Source organism: Actinomycetota bacterium (assembly GCA_030776725.1).
Classification (GTDB): Bacteria; Actinomycetota; Nitriliruptoria; order Nitriliruptorales; family JAHWKO01; genus JAHWKW01.
In genome coordinates this window covers 1-17,396 of record JALYHG010000129.1, presented here as the reverse complement: position 1 = coordinate 17,396, position 17,396 = coordinate 1, and the positions used below count along the sequence as shown (strand labels likewise).

Here is a 17,396-nt window from a genome sequence, read left to right as displayed (position 1 = left end):
GTGACCACCTGCCACGTCCTGCCGCCGTCCTGTGACGTCTCGATGCCCCGTTGTGTGACCGCGACCGCCTGGTCGGATCCGTCACCGACGTACGCGACCGAGAACGCGCCGGCCCCGACGACCCGGGTGAACGTGCGGCCGCCGTCGGCTGAGCGCACCACCCCGGTCCGCCCGCCTGCCATCAACAGCGTGTCGGGGTCGGCCGGATCCACCGCCATCCCCGTGATGTCGGGCCCGAACTCGTCTCCGACCGGTGCGACCTGGGTCCACGAGTCACCGGCGTCGTCCGTGATGAACAGCCCGGCGTCGACCACGAACGCGTAGGCGGTGGTCGGTTCGGAGGGGGCCTGGGCCAGAGCATGGATGTCCAGCGACCCGAGCTCGTCGGGCCGCAGCGACTCGAACGGAGCCGTGGGGCGCGGGGCACGAGCCAGCAGGCCGTGACCGGCGACCAGGAGCGGCCCGTCAGTGCCGGGATCGATCCCGATCGCCATCGCGTCCTCGCCCTCGAGGCCGGCCTCCTCCCAGGTCAGGCCTGCGTCGTTCGAGCGCCACAGTGCCCCGTGCAGGCCCAGCAGGAGCGTGCCGTCGTCGGCTGCCCGCAGCGCGTGGACGTGGTGGGACGGCGGCAGACGCCCGACCGCCGTTCGCTCGTCGTCGCCTGCGCACCCCGTCGAGATGGCCACGGCAGCCAACCCGGCGACGAGCGCGACGATCGCTGCCCGCTGCGTCATGTGCTGACCTCCTTCACGCCGGCCTCGACCGGCGGCTCGACGACGACCTGCAGCGGCCCTGTTGGCCTCGAGCGCAGCGCACGCGGCGACCGCTACCGCAGCACCACGGCGGCGTCACGGGGCAGCTGCCCGGTGAAGGGCTGACCTTCTCCGCGACGAACCGAGGAGATATCGACCACGAACGTCGTGTCGACCTCGACCCGCCGTGGCTGGTCGGTGAAGTTGACCAGGATCGTGCGCTGGTCGTGTCCGGCCGTCCGCCGGTAGCCGACGACCCCATCGGGGGTGTCCAGAGCAGTCCAGTCCCCGACCGCCAGGGCAACGGAGCGCCGACGCGCGGCGATCAGGTCCCGGTACAGCCGCAAGATCGACGTCGCATGCTCTTGCTGGGTCTCGACGGCGTGGCGGGCCGGGCGGGGCGGCCACGGTAGCCACGGACGACCGGACCACCCGTGCGGTGGGTCAGCCGACCACGGCATCGGCGCACGACACGGGTCACGCCCCCCAGGGTCGACACGGCGGTCGGCGGGAACGTCGGCGTCGAGCAGCCCCAGCTCCTCGCCCTGGTACAGGAAGGGTGTCCCCGGCAACGTCAGCAACAGCACGGCTGCTGCACGTGCCCGCTGCAGCGAGCCGCCGTAACGCGTCCGGTGGCGTGATACGTCGTGGTTGGACAGGACCCACGTCGGCCACGCCCGCCGGCGACTGAGCGTGACGACGACCGACTCGATCGCGTCACGCCACGTCGCAGCGTCCCACGGCGCGTGCAGCGGCGAGAAGTTGAACACCAAGTTGAGCTGGTCGCCCTCGCCGTAGTACGGGGCGATCCGCTCCACGGATTCGAGGTTGACCTCTCCCACCATCATCCGGTCGCCCGGGTAGTCGTCGAGGACCTTGCGTACCCGCTTGAGCAGGTGGTGCGTCCCCGGGTGATCGTGGACGGAGACGAGGTCACGTTCGGCCAGCTCCGGTGGCTGGTCGGGAAGCGCAGGGTCCTTCCCGATCAGATGCACGACATCGGCGCGGAAACCGTCGACTCCTCGATCCAGCCAGAACCGGAGGACGCCGTGCATCGCGGTTTCGACGTCCGGGTTGGCCCAGTTCAGATCGGGCTGCTGGGGGAGGAACAGGTGCAGGTACCACTGGTCGGTGCGGTCGTCGTAGGCCCAGGCCGATCCCCCGAACGCTGCCCTCCAGTTGTTGGGTGGCCGATCCGGTGACCCCTCACGCCAGATGTACCAATCCCGCTTCCGCGAGCACCGCGACCGGCGCGACTCCACGAACCAGGGATGCTTGTCGGAGGTGTGGTTGGGCACCCAGTCGAGCAGGACCCGGATCCCGAGGTCGTGCGCGTCGCGCAGCAGCGTGTCGAAGTCGTGCATCGTTCCGAACAACGGATCGATGTCGCAGTGGTCGGACACGTCGTACCCGAAATCCGCCATCGGAGAGCGGTAGATCGGCGAGAGCCACAGCGCGTCGACCCCCAGCCACCGCAGGTACTCCAGCCGGGAACGGATCCCGGGCAGGTCACCGACGCCGTCTCCATCGGAGTCCGCGAACGATCGGGGGTAGATCTGGTAGACGACGCCCGATCGCCACCACGGCGACGTCGGTCGGACGGGCTCCTCGACGACCGTCGTCGGCGGATGGTCGGGAACGACGCTGGGCTCAGCCATCCACATCTCCCGGGCGGTCGTGTCCGTTGAGGGTAGGCACCGTGCGAACGGAGCAACGCCGGCCGCGCCGTACGGTTGGTGGCCACGGGAGCGGCATCACCAGGAGGCTGTCATGAGAAGAGCCTGGTACGAGAACGCGACGTTCTACGCCATAGACGTCGAAGCGTTCGACGACAGCGAAGGTGACGGCATCGGTGACCTGTCCGGTGTCCACGCCCGGCTCGACTACCTGGCCGCGCTCGGCGTCAACTGCATCTGGCTCCAACCGTTCTTCCCGTCTCCCAACCGCGACGCCGGGTACGACGTCACCGACTACTACAGCGTTGACCCGCGATTGGGCAACCTGGGCGACTTCGTCCGCGTCGTCCGTGACGCGGAGCAGCGTGGTATCCGCGTGATCATCGACCTGGTCGTCAACCACACGTCCCGTGAACATCTGTGGTTCCAGCAGGCGCTGGCCGACCCAACGTCGAAGTTCCGCGACTACTACATCTGGAGTGACGAGCCGGTCGCGGACCTACGGTACGGCCCGGTCTTCCCGGGGGTGCAAGACGGTCTCTGGACCTACGAGGAGAAGGTCGACGCCTACTACCTGCACTGGTTCTACGCCCACCAGCCCGACCTCAACCTCGCCAACCGGCAGGTGCGCGACGAAATCTTCAAGGTGATGGAGTTCTGGTTACAGCTCGGCGTCGCGGGGTTCCGCGTCGACGCTGCGCCGTTCATCGCGCACAAGGCGCGTTGGGCCGACCCCACCGATGACGGACTGTGGCTCATCGAACAGATGAGAGCCATCGTGGACGAGTACACGAACGAAGGCGTCCTCCTCGCCGAAGCGAACGTCGACGCCGAGGACTACATCGCGTTCTTCGGCGACGGCCGTCGCGTGAACCTGATGTTCAACTTCGTATGGAACAACGAGCTGTTCCTGGCGCTGGCTCGTGAGGACGCGGGACCGCTGCGCCGGGGACTGAACGACATGCCGGTGCCGTCGGCCGGCTGCGTCTACGTCAACTGGGCACGGAACCACGACGAGCTGGATCTCACCAAGCTGAGCGAGGACGAACGCGAGGAGGTCATGACCGCGTTCGCGCCGGAGCCGCACATGCGGGTCTACAAGCGTGGGATCCGCCGGCGTCTTCCTCCCATGCTCGGCGGTGACCGTCACCGGCTGGAGCTGGCCTACACCGCGGTGATGTCGCTGCCGGGCGCACCGATGCTGCGCTACGGCGAGGAGATCGGCATGGGCGACGACCTCTCGGCCGGGGAACGCATGTCGGTGCGGACGGTGATGCAGTGGTCATCCGACGCCGTCGCCGGTTTCACCAGTGCCGATCCGGAGACGTTCGCACGACCGGTCATCAGCGAAGGACCGTACGGGTACGAGGAGGTGAACGTCGCGGCACAGCGGATCGACCCCGGTTCCTTCCTCAACTGGATGCAACGGCTGATACGCGTGCGGCGGCAGCAGTCAGAGATCGGCTCCGGCACCTGGGAGGTTCTCGACACCGGTGTGGACGGCGTCCTGGCCATCGGCTACCGCCTGTTCGACCAGGTCGTGATCGTCGCGACGAACTTCTCGCCGCAGGCGTGCCAGGTCAAGCTCGGGATCATCACGGAGTTGGCGTTCGTCTCGGACGTGTTCGCCGATTCGGACTACCCCGCACCCGAAGGCCAGGTCTTGGCGATCGAGGGGTACGGCTACCGCTGGCTGCGGGGCCGCAGCGCCGGAAGCGGAGGCACGTCACCCGCCAGCGCCTGAACGATCTCACGTTGCTCCGCCGCCGATGTCGAGCAGAGGCTCGCCGCGCGTCTCGACACCCAGCAGCGCGACCGAGGCGGCCGCAGCGACGAACCCGACGGCGTAGACGGTCAGCGCCACCACCAGCGAGACGGGCAACAGGAACCCGCCCAGGACGGGGGCGATCGCCCCGGCGATCCGGGTCATGCCGCTGGCCCACCCCACACCGGTGGCACGGGCTTCGGTCGGGTACAGCTCAGGGGTGTAGGCGTACAGCGCTCCCCAGGCCCCCAGCGAGAAGAAGCTCATCAGCACGGCCGACGTCACGATCCACGCCGTGGTGGACACGGTGGCGAACAGGTAGGTGAAGACCCCCGCGACCGCGAGGTAGGACGCCAGGGTCGGCTTCCGTCCCCAGCGTTCGACGAGGTAGGCGGCGGAGAAGTACCCCGGGATCTGGGCGAGCGCGAGGATGAAGGTGTACTGGAAGGTGTCGAGGAACGTGAAGCCGCGGCCCACGAACACGCTCGGCAGCCACGTGAACATGCCGTAGTAGCCCAACGAGATCCCGAACCACGCGAGCCACAACATGGTGGTGCGGCGCCGGAACCGCGGCTCCCACAACGTCGCCGGCGTCGTGGCGGGGCGACCTGCGGGGACGGCTTCCTCGAGCTGGGGCACCGGGCGGTCGTTGGCTTCCGCGACCTGGGCCAGCACAGCACGTGCCTCATCCAGGCGCCCGGCAGTGGCGAGGTAGCGGGGCGACTCGGGGACCTGCGCCCGGATCCACAGCACGAGGAAAGCCGCGACCCCCGTCGAGGCCAGCAGCGGACGCCACCCGACCGTGGGGACCAGCAGCCAGGCGAGCCCCGCCGCGACGATCGTTCCCAGCGCCCAGAAGCTCTCCAGCAGCACCAGGTAGCGTCCACGCCGCTGGCTGGGCAGGAACTCGGCGAACAGCGAGAAGTCCAGCGGCAAGGCACCCCCGAGACCGAAGCCAGTGATGGCCCGTAAGATCGCCAGCCACGAGGCGTTGGGTGCCAGGGCCGACAGGGCACCGAACACCGCGAAGATCAAGACGGTCAGCTGGAAGCCGGTGCGCCGACCGATGCGGTCGGAGACGTTCCCCCAGAACCACGCCCCGACGAGCATCCCGAGGAACGTGGCGGTCACGATCAGGCTGGCCTGCAAGGAGTCCAGTCCGAACTCCCGCGTGACATCGGGGAGCGCGAAGGCGATCAGCAACACCTCCGCGGCGTCCGCGGCCCACGTGAGTCCGGCCACGAGCATGAGCTTGCGTTGGAACGGCCCGAAGCCGATCCGGTCGATCGCCTCCTGGATGGTGAAACCTGGCGCATGCGTCTCCATCGACCTCGTCCTACCACAGAGCCAAGTCCCCCGCTCGGGCGACACGGCGTGGCGCGCAGCCGCGTCACAAGGCGTCACCGCCGGACCCGCGGCCGGCCGAGCACGGCGGGATGCGTTGGCGCCAGCCAGGCGTTACACGACTCGCCCCCTCGCCAGCAGCGTCCCTGTCGGACGGCCTGAGGAACAACCGTGACCAAGTCACCGCCCGCACCGACCGATCACCGTGTCGCCGACTTCGCGGTGGAGGGCATGACGTGCGGGGCATGCGCGGCACGGGTGCAGAAGGTGCTGGCCGGCCAGCCGGGGGTGTCCGCCGCCGAGGTCAACTTCGCCACGGCCCGCGCCCGCGTCGAACTGGATCCCGCCACCGCCACGATCCCGGACCTGCGGAAGGCCGTCGAGGGCGCCGGCTACGGGCTGACCCCGGCAGCGGAGTTGTCATACGAGGTCACCGACGCCGACGACCCGGAGGACGCGGCGCGGCGCGGGTGGCTGCGGCGGGTGCTGCTGGCGTGGCCGTTGGCCGCCGTGGTGACGTACCTAGCGATGTTCTCGGGGGCGCTCGGCGAGCAGCCGGTCGCCCGCTGGACGCAGCTGGTCCTGACCACCGTGGTGCAGTTCGTGGTCGGCTGGCCGTTCCTGCGCGAGGCGGCCCGTCGCGCTCGCCGCCTCACCGCCAACATGGACACGCTGATCGCGATCGGAACGCTGGCCGCGTACAGCTATTCGGCGGTGGCGCTGGTGGCCGGGGGTGAGCTGTACTTCGAGACCGCGGCCCTGATCATCGCCTTCCTGGTCCTCGGACGCTACTTCGAGGCGCGCGCCAAGAGCCGGGCGGGGCGGGCGATCCGTGCGCTCCTCGAGCTGGGGGCCAAACAGGCGAGGGTCATCCGCGACGGCGAGGAGGTGACGGTCCCGGTCGACCAGGTCCGGGTCGGTGACCTCATGCGGGTCCGTCCCGGCGAGAAGATCCCCACGGACGGTGTCGTCGTCGACGGCGCATCAGCCGTGGACGAGTCGATGCTCACCGGCGAGTCGGTCCCCGTGGACAAGAGCCCCGGGCAGGGCGTGGCGGGCGCGACGGTGAACACGAGCGGGGCGCTCACGGTCCGCGCGACCGCGGTCGGCGCCGAGACCGCGCTGGCGCAGATCGTCGCGATGGTCGAGGAGGCGCAGGCCGGGAAGGCCCAGGTCCAGCGCCTCTCCGACCGCGTGTCGGCTGTGTTCGTACCCAGCGTCATCGGCGTGGCTGCGGTCACCTTCCTGGCCTGGTGGCTGGTGCGCGGCCAGCCCCTCGGCGGTCTGGTCGCGGCGGTGGCGGTGTTGATCATCGCCTGCCCGTGCGCGCTGGGGTTGGCGACACCGACCGCGATCATGGTCGGGACCGGCCGCGGCGCCGACCTCGGGGTGCTGATCAAGGGTGTGGAAGCGCTGGAGCGCACCCGCACCATCACCACCGTCGTGTTCGACAAGACCGGGACGTTGACCCGAGGGCAGATGTCGCTCACCGACGTTGTCCCCGCAGCGGGCGTCGACGACGCCGCGCTCCTGAGCCGCGCCGCCTCCGCCGAAGCTGACAGTGAGCACCCAGTCGGTCAGGCGATCGTGGCCGGTGCCCGCGGCCGGGGACTGCAGCTGCCTCCAGCCGCCGGGTTCGCGGCGGTGGCAGGCCAGGGTGTCCGCGCTGACGTCGATGGCGTCACCGTGTGGGTCGGTCGACGCAAGCTCGCCGCTGACGCTGGTCTGCTCGTGTCTGAGGCGTTGGAGGACGCTGCCGCCGGTCTCGAGGCACGCGGTCGCACTGCGGTGTTCGCTGGGTGGGACGGTGAGATCCGCGGCGTCCTCGCGGTGGCCGACACGCTCAAGGACGAGGCCGCCGAGGTGGTGGCGCACATGCACCGGCTCGGCCTCGAGGTCGCGATGATCACCGGCGACAACGCCCGCACCGCCCAGGCGATCGCAGATCAGGTGGGGATCGACCGGGTGCTCGCCGAGGTGCTTCCCGCCGACAAGAAGGATGAGATCCAACGCCTGCAGGCCGACGGCAAGGTGGTGGCCATGGTCGGCGACGGGGTGAACGACGCCCCCGCCTTGGTCCAGGCCGACCTGGGGATCGCCATCGGCACAGGCACCGACGTGGCGATCGAGTCCAGCGACCTGACGCTGATGCGCGGAGACCTCGACGGGGTGGTCACCGCGATCGAGCTCTCGCGGCGCACCTACCGCACCATCCTGCAGAACCTCGGCTGGGCGTTCGGGTACAACACGCTGGCGATCCCGCTGGCTGCGGTCGGTCTGCTCAACCCGGTCATCGCCGGGGCGGCGATGGCGTTCTCCAGCGTCAGCGTGGTGACGAACTCGTTGCGGCTGCGCCGCTTCGGCCGGCCCGGGAGCGGTGCGAGGCGGTGACCCCGCAGCCGGTGTCGTCGTCGGCGTGGATCCTCGACGGCCGGGCCGCACTGCACGTTCGGACGGGGACGCCCGATCGCTCACGTGCGACTGCCCGTAGTGTCTACCTAGCTGTGAGTGATCAGGGCCGGTAGCGATCCGGGTTGACCCGTGACCCGCCGGCGTGCCGCGGCGCTCACAGGGTGGGTACCTCCATGGGGTGAAGGTTGTCACGGGACCTCGGTCAAGACACCAGGCCAGACGTCAACGCGGCCTACCGTCCGATGGGCGACAAGCCGGCACACACGGTCAACGCCGTGGCGATCCCCGTTGCGACGATCGTGGCGGCCGTCGTCGTGGCGCTGGTCGTGGCCGTCGCTGAGCCGCTTCAGGGGCTGCTGCCGACGGCCGTCATCGTCTACACCGTGGCGTTCATCGCCGCTGTCCTCGTGGGGTACCTGCTGGGCGTCACCACGCGGGTCCGTCACGAGCCGCTGCTGGAGTGGATGACCCCCGGGTACTTCGTGGCAGCCCTCGGTGTGAGTCTGACCGCGGTCAGTCTGCCGAGCTTCCTACGCGACGGCGACCTGCTCAACACGGGACCGAACACGGCCGCTGCGCTGTACCTGGTGTGGCACGCGACGCTGATCGCCTTCGCGGTGGCGGCGCTGGCGCAACCTCAGCCAGCCGCCACGTGGCGACGGTGGCTCGTCGCGATCAGCGTCGGGGTGACCATCCTGGCGGCGTTGGAGCCGGCCGGGGTGCCGCTGCCTCGACTCGCGCGCGCCGATGGAACGTTCACGACCACCTACCGTGTCGCTGCGTCCGTGCTCCTGCTCGCCGCGGTCGCGGTGACCGTGGCATGGATGCGCCGGGTCGCACAGCGCGCCAGCTGGTCGGAGGCGTGGATCACCATCGGTCTGGCGTTCCTGATGTGGGATCTGGCCCTGGACGTCCTCGCTGACCGCTTCTTCGGGGCGTTGTGGTGGGCCAGCGTGCTGCTGCGGGGTGCGCAGTTCGCCGTCCCCGCCGCCGGCCTGCTCTCGCAGTACGTGAAGATGACCGAGGCGCTCGACCGTCACGAACGTTCCCTCGCGGAGCGGCTCAACCAGGAGCTCGCCTTGGCGTACACGCTGCAGCCGGGCAACACCACCGAGCGCCAAGCACGCGAGGAAGCGTTCGAGCGGGTGCGCCGCGCGCTCGACGCAGGCGACCCCGGCACCCTCTACCAACCGATCTACGACCTGCGCTCCGGCGAGCTGGTGGGCGTCGAGGCACTCAGCCGGTTCCTCACCCTGCCGAACCGCCCACCCAACGCCTGGTTCGACGACGCACACGAGGGCGGTCTCGGCCTCGAGCTGGAGGTCGCCGCGGCGCGGAAGGCGCTGAGTGCGATGGCGCAGCTGCCTCCCGACGCGTACCTCGCGGTGAACGTCTCGCCGTCGACGGTGCAGAGCGAGCGCTTCCACGACCTGATCGCCCGCTACCCCGGCGAGCGGGTCGTGCTGGAGGTCACTGAGCACGCCCCGGTGGACGACTACTCGACGCTCCACGAGTCGCTGCGCGTCCTGGCGGAGCACAGGGTGCGCCTCGCGGTGGACGACGCCGGGGCCGGGTTCGCCAGCCTCCGTCACGTGGTCCGTCTCGATCCGGCGATCATCAAGTTGGATCTCAGCCTCACGCGTGACGTCCACATCGATCCGGTGCGTCGCTCGCTGGCTCTGTCGCTGGTCACGTTCGCACACGAGAACGGCAAGCGGCTGGTCGCCGAGGGCATCGAACACTCCGAGGAGTTACGCACGCTGCAGGACCTCGGGGTCCACTGCGGACAGGGCTTCGCCCTGTGCCGGCCTTGTGACCTCCCGGTGCGCCAGGTGATGCTCTCGTCCGATCGCTCGTCTGTCATCGCCGACTAACGCCCGCGGCGGTCGGCCAGCGATCTTCGTCGCCCGTCCGGTATAGGGTCGTCACCGTGGTGCGCCCCTGGTCACCACCGGTGACGGCTGCTCCTCGGCGTCGACGGGGCCACCACGCCGCGAAGCTGCTCGAGTGGCTTGGGGAGGCAACGATGCCGATCGCTGACCGGCTCGCCGGGAAGCGGATGTTCCTGACGGGGGTCACGGGCTTCCTCGGTCAGGCACTGCTCGAGCGGGTCCTCGCTGACCTTCCCGAGACCCGCCTGGTGGTGCTGGTCCGCTCGAAGGATGGAGTCGCCGCCCGCGACCGGGTCGCCCAGCTGCTGACCGCACCGGTGTTCCAGCCGCTGCGTGACCGGATCGGAGCAGAGGCGGTCGACGCGTTCCTCGACGAACGCATCGAGGTCGTCGAGGGCGACGTCACCGGTCAGCCGCCGTCCATCCCCGGCGACATCGACGTGGTGATCCATCTCGCCGGCAGCGTCTCGTTCGATTCCCCCATCGATGCGGCCTTCCACACGAACGTCGTCGGCGTTGAGCGGCTGTACCGCTCGGTACAGGAGGCCGGTGGCGCACCGCACGTCGTGCACGTGTCGACCGCCTACGTCGCCGGTGTGACGCAAGGCGTGATCCCGGAAGCGCCGCTCGAGCACGATGTCGATTGGCGGGCGGAAGCGGACGCTGCGAGCCACGCCCGCCAGCACGTCGAGCGCCGTTCACGCGACTCCGAGCTCCTCGAGCGTCTGTTGGAGGACGCGCGCGGCGAGCACCGCAAGGCCGGTCCCAAAGCGGTCGCCCGCGACGCGGAGAACCGCCGTCGCGAGTGGGTTGAGGAACACCTCGTCGAGCGGGGGCGGAAGCGCGCCCAGAGCCTGGGCTGGCCGGACGTGTACACCCTCACCAAGGCGCTGGGGGAGCGCTGCGCTGAGGAGGTGTGCGCCGACCTGCCGCTCTCGGTCGTGCGGCCTTCGATCATCGAGTCGGCGCTCCGCCATCCGCGGCCGGGATGGATCGTGGGCTACAAGATGGCCGAGCCGATCATCCTCGGCTTCGGGCGTGGGGCGCTCCCCGAGTTCCCGGGGATCCCCGACGGCGTGATCGACTTCATCCCGGTCGACCTGGTCGTCAACGCCCTGATCGCGATCGCCGCCAACCCGCCGCAGGACTCGGGACATGCCTACTACCACGTGTGCTCCGGGGCGCGGAACCCGTTGCGTTTCCGCACCCTGTACGAGCTGGTCCGCGAGTACTTCGTCGAACATCCCATCCCTGACCGCGACCACGGTCCGGTCGACCCGCCCCGCTGGGACTTCCCCGGCACCTCTCGGGTGATGCGGCTGCTGCGAGCGGGCGAGCGGCTGGTCGAGTTCGCCGACACGGCCGTGGAATGGCTACCGCGATCGGAGCGGACCCGGACGCTCGCTCGGCGGATCTACCGCCGCCGCCGCCAGGTCGAGTTCATGCGCCAGTACGCCGACCTCTACGGTGCCTACGTCGACATCGAAGTGATCTACACCGACGACCGCACCCAGAAGCTGCTGCGGTCACTCGACCCGGGAGATCAACGCCTCTTCCCGTTCGACGCAGCCGCTTTCGACTGGCCCCATTACCTCAAGGATGTGCACTGCCCGAGCGTGTCCGCGCCGCTGCGTGAGCCGGAGCCGCGGTCACGGCCGTCGATGACTCCCGCCGACGGACTGGCGTCCAACGGTTCCGCGGTCGCCGTCTTCGACCTGGACGGGACCGTGGTCTCGACCAACGTGGTCGAGTCGTACCTTTGGCTGCGCATGGCCGAGACCGACGGGGCGGGCTGGGTCCGCCACGCGGGCACGCTGGCATGGGATGCTCCCCGGTACCTGATCGCTGAGCAACGGACCCGCGAGGGGTTCCTGCGTAACTTCTACCGCCGCTACGAGGGTGCGTCCCTGCCGGCACTGCGTCGGCTCGTCGAGGACCAGATCGCCGAGCTGCTCCTCCAACGGGCGTCACCGCAGGCGATCCGCCGCATCCGCGCCCACCGCAGCGCCGGCCACCGCACGATCCTCATCACCGGTGCCCTCGACCTGCTCGCGCTTCCGCTCGCCCCCCTCTTCGACGAGATCGTCGCCGCGGAACTGGCCACCGAGGCTGACGGCATCTGCACCGGGATCCTGATCCGCCCACCGCTGGTCGGCGAGGCCCGCTCCGCGTGGCTGCGCCGCTACGCCAAGCGCACCGGGGTGGACCTGGCGGCCTCGTACGCGTACGCCGACAACCACTCCGACCTGCCGTTGCTCGAGGCGGTCGGCAACCCGGTCGCCGTCAACCCTGACGTCCACCTGTTCCGCCGCGCCAGTAGCCGGCGTTGGCCGGTGGAGCGGTGGGAGCTGGCCGGAGGCACCCCTCGGGTGCTCCTGCCCGCCCGGTACGTGGGGAACAGCCCATGACGGTCGGTCTGCGCACGGCAGGTGCTCGGTCCACCGACCAGGCGATCCGGTACGCGTTCGCGCCGTACAGGCCCGGCTGTCCGAGCGGCCGACCGGCGGCAGGACCGCAGCCGTGAAGGCGCTGGAGCTGTACCGATCGGTCCCCCGCTACGTGGCGTCGCGGGTGGTGGGGCGTCGCGTCCCCGGCGCGATCGCCGGGCCGCTGGCGCCGCTGCGACTGGTGGACCGCAACGGGCCCCGTCCCGACCGGCCGGGCTGGGGGCGGGTCCGCCCGCGTCTGTCGGGCATCTGCGGGTCGGACCTCGCGACGATCGCCGGGCGGAGCTCGCTGTACTTCTCGCCGCTGATCTCGCTGCCGTTCGTCCCGGGTCACGAGGTGGTCGGTGAGCTGCGCGACGACGTCGACGACATCCCTGCTGGCACGCGCGTGGTGCTGGATCCGCTGCTGAACTGCGACGCCCGCGGGGTGGGCCCCTGCGCCGCGTGCACCGCCGGGCAACGCAACCGCTGCGCGCGGATCTCGGTCGGGCACCTGTCCCCGGGCTTGCAGACCGGCTTCTGCACGGACACGGGCGGCGGTTGGAGCCACGAGTTCGTCGCCCACCGCTCCCAGCTGTACCCGGTCCCCGACGACCTACCCGACGAGCGGGCGGTGCTGGTCGAGCCGCTGGCCTGTGCGGCGCACGTCGCGCTCCGCGCCGGCGTGACGTCCCGGCAGCGGGTGCTGGTTGTCGGCGCCGGCTCGGTCGGGCTCCTCACCCTCCTGGCGCTGAAGGAGCTCACCGCAGCCGGAGAGATCACCGTCGTGGCCAAGCACCGCCGCCAGGCCGAGCTCGCGCGCGCGTTCGGGGCCACCGAGGTCGTTGCCCCTGCTCGGTCGGTGAACGCCGTCCGGCGCGCCACACGCGCGCTGCGACTGGATCCCGAGCGTGGCCGATCCTTCCTGCTCGGGGGCGTCGACGTGGCGATCGACTGTGTCGGGTCGGCCGGCTCACTGGACACGGCGCTGCGCACCACACGCGCCGGTGGACGGGTCGTCCTGGCCGGCATGCCCGCGGGCGGGACCGACCTCGCCCCCGCCTGGTTCCGGGAGTTGCAAGTGGTGGGCGCGTACGCCAGCGGCACCGAGGAGGTCAACGGCGAGCAGGTCGCGGCGTTCGATCTGGCGCTGCAGATGGCTGGCGACGCCCCGCTGGATGGGCTGGTCGCCTCGCCGTACCCGTTGCCACGCTGGCGCGAGGCCATCGATCACGCGCTGGATGCGGGACGGCTCGGCACGGTGAAGGTCGTCTTCGACCTCACCCAGTGAACAAGGAGGCAGCCGTGGGAAGACCGGGGTTCGTGCTGGAGGTCGACGAGCGCACGCCGCCACTCCTGGTCCACGAAGGCCTGGACTTCCGCTTGGAACGGTTCCCGCTGGGGACTCGGGTCGTCTACCCGCCGGACTCACTGCCGGGGATCGACGACGTCGACGCGGCCGTCCGTGACGCGCTCCTGCAACCACGCAACAGCGAACCTCTCCCCGAGCTGCTCCGCCCGGGCATGCGGCTGACGATCGCGTTCGACGACATCTCCCTGCCCCTGCCCCCGATGCAGACGCCCGACATCCGCCAACGGGTGATCGAGCAGGTCCTCGAGCTCGCCGCGGAAGCCGGGGTGGACGACGTGATGCTGATCGTCGCGAACTCACTTCACCGGCGCATGACCCCTGCGGAGATCCAGCGGGTGGTCGGCGAGCGGGTGTTCCGTTCGTTCTGGCCCGACCGGCTCGTCAACCACGACGCTGAGGATCCCGACAACCTGCTCCACATCGGGGAGACCGACCGAGGCGAGGACGTCGAGATCAACCGGCGCGCGGCCGAGTCCGACCTGCTGGTGTACGTCAACATCAACCTGGTCGCGATGGACGGCGGGCACAAATCCGTCCCCGTCGGGTTGGCGTCGTACCGCAGCCTGCGACCCCACCACAACGTCCACACCATGGTGCGGTCAACCAGCTTCATGGATCCGTCGCACTCGGCGCTGCACGAGTCGGCGACGCGCATGGGTCGGCTGCTGGCCGATCACCTGAAGGTGTTCACGGTCGAGACGACGCTCAACAACGACACGTTCCCGGAGCCGTACGGGTTCCTGAACAAGCGCGAGTGGGAGTGGTCGCTGAAGGACCAGGCCTCGATGTTCGCCGTCCGCCAGGGCCTGTCTGTCCTGCCCCGCCGAGCCCGGCGACCGATCTTCCACCGCACGGTCGCCCCGTACGGCGTGACCGGCATCCACGCGGGCGAGACCGACGCCGTCCACGAGCGCACGCTGGAGAGCGTGCACCGCCAGCAGCTGGTCGAGGTCGACGGCCAGTCGGACGTTCTGGTGGTGGGGTTGCCCTACATCTGCCCGTACAACGTGAACTCGATCATGAACCCGATCCTGGCGATGTGCTTGGGCCTGGGGTACTTCTTCAACAGCTACCGCGGCAAACCGCTGGTGCGTCCCGGTGGGGCGATGATCTGCTACCACCCGGTGCCGCGCGACTTCCACCAGGTGCACCATCCCAGCTACGTCGACTTCTTCGAAGAGGTCCTGGCCGAGTCGACCGACCCGGCGACGATCGAGGCCAAGTACGAGGAGCAGTACGCCACCGACCCGTGGTACATCCACCTGTACCGCACGTCGTACGCCTACCACGGCGTGCACCCGTTCTACATGTGGTACTGGGGAGCGCACGCTCTCGACCACTTGAGCGACGTGATCTTCGTCGGTGGCGACCGCCGATCGGTCGCGCGGATGGGGTTCCGCAGCGCCTCGACCCTCGACGACGCGCTGGAGATGCTCAGCGACACCGTCGGTCCCAGCCCCACGCTGACCTACCTGCACACACCACCGCTGACACTCGCCGAGGTGCGCTGATGTCGCTGGTGCGCCAGATCCGCGACATGGCGCGAGGCTGGCGGTGGACCCGCCGCCCTTTGGTGCCCGCCTCCGCCGCACCCCACGTCGACGAGGGTGAGGACGACGAGTTCCCCACCGCCTGGGCGCGGACGCCACCGGCCCGGATCGCACGAGACGCCCTACAGCGGTTCGGGCTGAAGCCCCTGGTGTGGTCCCAGGTCTCCCCCGCGGTCCGCGGGCTCGACAACCTCGACGCCCTGACCGGGCCGGTGGTGTTCGCCAGCAACCACTCCAGCCACCTCGATGCGCCGCTGCTGCTCAATTCGCTCCCGCCCGCGTGGCGGCGGCGCACCGCGGTCAACGCCGCCTCCGACTACTTCTTCACCGCGTGGTGGCGGGCGACTGCCACGACGTTGCTGTTCAACGCCTTCCCGGTCGATCGTGACGGCGGTCGGCTATCGGAGCTGCCCGGTGAGCTGCTCGACGACGGGTGGAACCTGCTGCTGTTCCCCGAGGGCGGCCGTTCGGACGACGGGTGGGTGCAGGGCTTCCTGCGTGGTGCGGGTTTCCTGTGCCTGCGCCACGGGATCCCGGCGGTGCCCGTGGCGATCCGCGGCGCGTTCGCCGCGATGCCTCCGGGCCGGGGCTGGCCGCGGCCGGGCCGGCTGCCGGTCACCGTCCACTACGGCCCTCCCGTGAGACCCCGCGACGGGGAGCGCAGCGGCGATTTCGCACAGCGGCTGGAGAACGCGGTCGCCCGCCTACTCGACGAGGACGAGGACAGCTGGTGGGCGTCGCTGCGCCGGGCCGCCGAGGATCAGACCCCGTCGGCACGTGCACCGGACGTGGCCAGGTGGCGGAGGGTGTGGGAGGCGTCACGACCGCTCCCGTCAGCTGGCGACCGGCGAGGCGCCTGGCGGCGCTGAACCGGTTGCGGTGCGCCGGCACAGGTTCGCTCGCCGGAGCCCGGCTCAATCCACCAGGGGCAGCAGCCCCTCCCCGGGGGTGGCGCCCGATCCGCCCCGTCGGTAACCGGCCAGGTCCAGCGTCACGTGGACGAAGCCGGCACGGCGCAACGCCGCCACAACGGCGTCGGCCTGCGCGACGACCCGCTCGAGGTCGTCCGGGTCCACCTCGATGCGGGCGAGGTCGCCGTGGTAGCGGACCCGGAGCTGACTGACCCCCAACCTCCACAGTGCATCCTCGGCCTCCTCGACCTGCCGCAGTGCTGCCGGGGTGATCTCCGTGCCGTGCGGGAAGCGTGACGCCAGGCACGCGAACGCCGGCTTGTCCCACACCGGGAGGTCAAGGGCGCGGGCCAGGTCTCGGACGTCGGCTTTGGTCAGTTCCGCCTCGCGCAGCGGGGCGCGGACCCCGTGGCGGACGGCCGCAGCGCGGCCAGGACGGTGGTCGCCGTCGTCGTCGAGGTTCTCCCCGTACGCCACGCACGCGAAGCCGCGCTCGACGGCCACGCGATCGAGGTGGGAGAACAGCTCGTCCTTGCAGAAGTAGCAGCGGTTGCGCGGGTTCGCGGCGTAACGGGGATCATCGACCTCGGCCGTGTCGATCACCTCGCAGGCGATCCCGATGTGTTCCGCCACCCGGCCGGCGATGTCCAGTTCGCGGCGCGGGAGCGACGGTGACCGCGCCACCACCGCCAGTGCGCGATCGTCGAGGACGGCGTGACAGGCGTGCGCCAACAGGCTGGAGTCGACCCCGCCCGACAGGGCCACGACCACGCTGCCGAGCCCCTCGACGACCGCGTGGAGCCGATCGAGGCGCTCATCGTCGTACACGCCTGCCCCTGCGTCGGTGACGGTCGCGTGTCCCGCCGAGCCTAACGGTGCCCACTGGCGGTAGCGTCCGAGGGGCAGGCCCACCAGGACGGGGCGCGGTCGCCGTCCGACTCGGCGTGATCCGGGAGGAGCTCGGTGCCGTCAGGGACGTTGCAGGAACTGCTCGGTGCGGTCCGGTCGGGACAGGTCAGCATCGCAGCCGCCGCGGCGGCGCTCCGCGACCTGCCGTTCGCGGATCTGGGCGATCTGAAGCTCGATCACCACCGTGAGCTGCGCACCGGTGACCCCGAGGTGGTGTTCGGGGAGGGCAAGACCGCCGACCAGTGCGCCCGCGCTGTGCAGCAGCTGCTGCGGGCGGGCGACGGTCCCGTCCTGGTGACACGGGTCAGCGAGGACCAGGCCGCAGCCGTCCACGAGGTCGCCCCCGCAGCGCGCCATGACGAGGTGGGCCGGGTGGTGGTTGCCCGC

The 17,396-nt window shown here is 70.3% G+C and carries 12 protein-coding genes; 8 read left to right on the top strand and 4 right to left on the bottom strand.

Annotation, left to right across the window (positions count from 1 at the left end; all coding sequences use genetic code 11):
• Together M3N57_06085 and M3N57_06080 are read right to left on the bottom strand one after the other, a co-directional pair.
• Positions 1–734, bottom strand: a 734-nt coding sequence (locus M3N57_06085; protein MDP9022264.1) for a hypothetical protein, incomplete at its 3' end; no start/stop codon positions are given.
• A gap of 92 nt (positions 735–826) precedes the next feature.
• Entirely contained in the window at positions 827–2,410 is a 1,584-nt protein-coding gene (locus tag M3N57_06080) for an alpha-amylase family glycosyl hydrolase (GenBank protein MDP9022263.1), read from the bottom strand.
• Positions 2,411–2,522: 112 nt separating this feature from the next.
• Here M3N57_06080 and M3N57_06075 point away from each other — a divergent pair, with 112 nt between their 5' ends.
• Complete coding sequence (locus M3N57_06075) at positions 2,523–4,172, top strand: alpha-amylase family protein (protein ID MDP9022262.1); 1,650 nt, start codon at positions 2,523–2,525, stop codon at positions 4,170–4,172.
• Between the two features lie 6 nt (positions 4,173–4,178).
• On the opposite strand, the gene M3N57_06070 is transcribed toward M3N57_06075, so the two are convergent.
• Positions 4,179–5,519: an MFS transporter gene (locus M3N57_06070; GenBank protein MDP9022261.1), complete on the bottom strand. Its 1,341-nt coding sequence runs from the start codon at positions 5,517–5,519 to the stop codon at positions 4,179–4,181.
• A gap of 249 nt (positions 5,520–5,768) precedes the next feature.
• On the opposite strand from M3N57_06070, the gene M3N57_06065 reads away from it, so the two are divergent.
• The 6 genes from M3N57_06065 (at position 5,769) to M3N57_06040 (ending at position 16,058) form a co-directional block, all read left to right on the top strand.
• Positions 5,769–7,928: a heavy metal translocating P-type ATPase gene (locus M3N57_06065; GenBank protein ID MDP9022260.1), complete on the top strand. Its 2,160-nt coding sequence runs from the start codon at positions 5,769–5,771 to the stop codon at positions 7,926–7,928.
• Between the two features lie 263 nt (positions 7,929–8,191).
• Positions 8,192–9,823, top strand: coding sequence for an EAL domain-containing protein (locus M3N57_06060; GenBank protein MDP9022259.1), 1,632 nt, complete (start codon positions 8,192–8,194; stop codon positions 9,821–9,823).
• A 152-nt stretch (positions 9,824–9,975) separates the two neighbouring features.
• The gene (locus M3N57_06055; protein MDP9022258.1) at positions 9,976–12,249 is read left to right on the top strand and encodes an HAD-IB family hydrolase; all 2,274 of its coding nucleotides are present in this window, start codon (positions 9,976–9,978) and stop codon (positions 12,247–12,249) included.
• Between the two features lie 112 nt (positions 12,250–12,361).
• A complete protein-coding gene (locus M3N57_06050) occupies positions 12,362–13,558 on the top strand; it encodes a zinc-binding dehydrogenase (GenBank protein MDP9022257.1) in 1,197 nt (398 codons plus the stop codon).
• 32 nt (positions 13,559–13,590) lie between these two features.
• Positions 13,591–15,150 (top strand): nickel-dependent lactate racemase, encoded by a 1,560-nt coding sequence (locus M3N57_06045; protein ID MDP9022256.1) that lies wholly within the window; start codon positions 13,591–13,593, stop codon positions 15,148–15,150.
• Positions 15,150–16,058: a 1-acyl-sn-glycerol-3-phosphate acyltransferase gene (locus M3N57_06040; GenBank protein MDP9022255.1), complete on the top strand. Its 909-nt coding sequence runs from the start codon at positions 15,150–15,152 to the stop codon at positions 16,056–16,058. Before M3N57_06045 ends, M3N57_06040 begins: the two co-directional genes overlap by 1 nt.
• A gap of 45 nt (positions 16,059–16,103) precedes the next feature.
• Here the strand turns inward: M3N57_06040 and larE are convergent, their stop codons facing one another.
• A complete protein-coding gene (gene larE / locus M3N57_06035) occupies positions 16,104–16,928 on the bottom strand; it encodes an ATP-dependent sacrificial sulfur transferase LarE (protein MDP9022254.1) in 825 nt (274 codons plus the stop codon).
• Between the two features lie 135 nt (positions 16,929–17,063).
• Here larE and M3N57_06030 point away from each other — a divergent pair.
• Positions 17,064–17,396, top strand: a 333-nt coding sequence (locus tag M3N57_06030; GenBank protein MDP9022253.1) for a 1-(5-phosphoribosyl)-5-amino-4-imidazole-carboxylate carboxylase, incomplete at its 3' end; no start/stop codon positions are given.

Excerpts from the sequence above, each read along its gene's own strand:
- M3N57_06080 (MDP9022263.1), bottom strand. The coding sequence starts at position 2,410 with ATGGCTGAGCCCAGCGTCGTTCCCGACCATCCGCCGACGACGGTCGTC.
- M3N57_06075 (MDP9022262.1), top strand. The coding sequence starts at position 2,523 with ATGAGAAGAGCCTGGTACGAGAACGCGACGTTCTACGCCATAGACGTC.
- M3N57_06070 (MDP9022261.1), bottom strand. The coding sequence starts at position 5,519 with ATGGAGACGCATGCGCCAGGTTTCACCATCCAGGAGGCGATCGACCGG.
- M3N57_06065 (MDP9022260.1), top strand. The coding sequence starts at position 5,769 with ATGACGTGCGGGGCATGCGCGGCACGGGTGCAGAAGGTGCTGGCCGGC.
- M3N57_06060 (MDP9022259.1), top strand. The coding sequence starts at position 8,192 with ATGGGCGACAAGCCGGCACACACGGTCAACGCCGTGGCGATCCCCGTT.
- M3N57_06055 (MDP9022258.1), top strand. The coding sequence starts at position 9,976 with ATGCCGATCGCTGACCGGCTCGCCGGGAAGCGGATGTTCCTGACGGGG.
- M3N57_06040 (MDP9022255.1), top strand. The coding sequence starts at position 15,150 with ATGTCGCTGGTGCGCCAGATCCGCGACATGGCGCGAGGCTGGCGGTGG.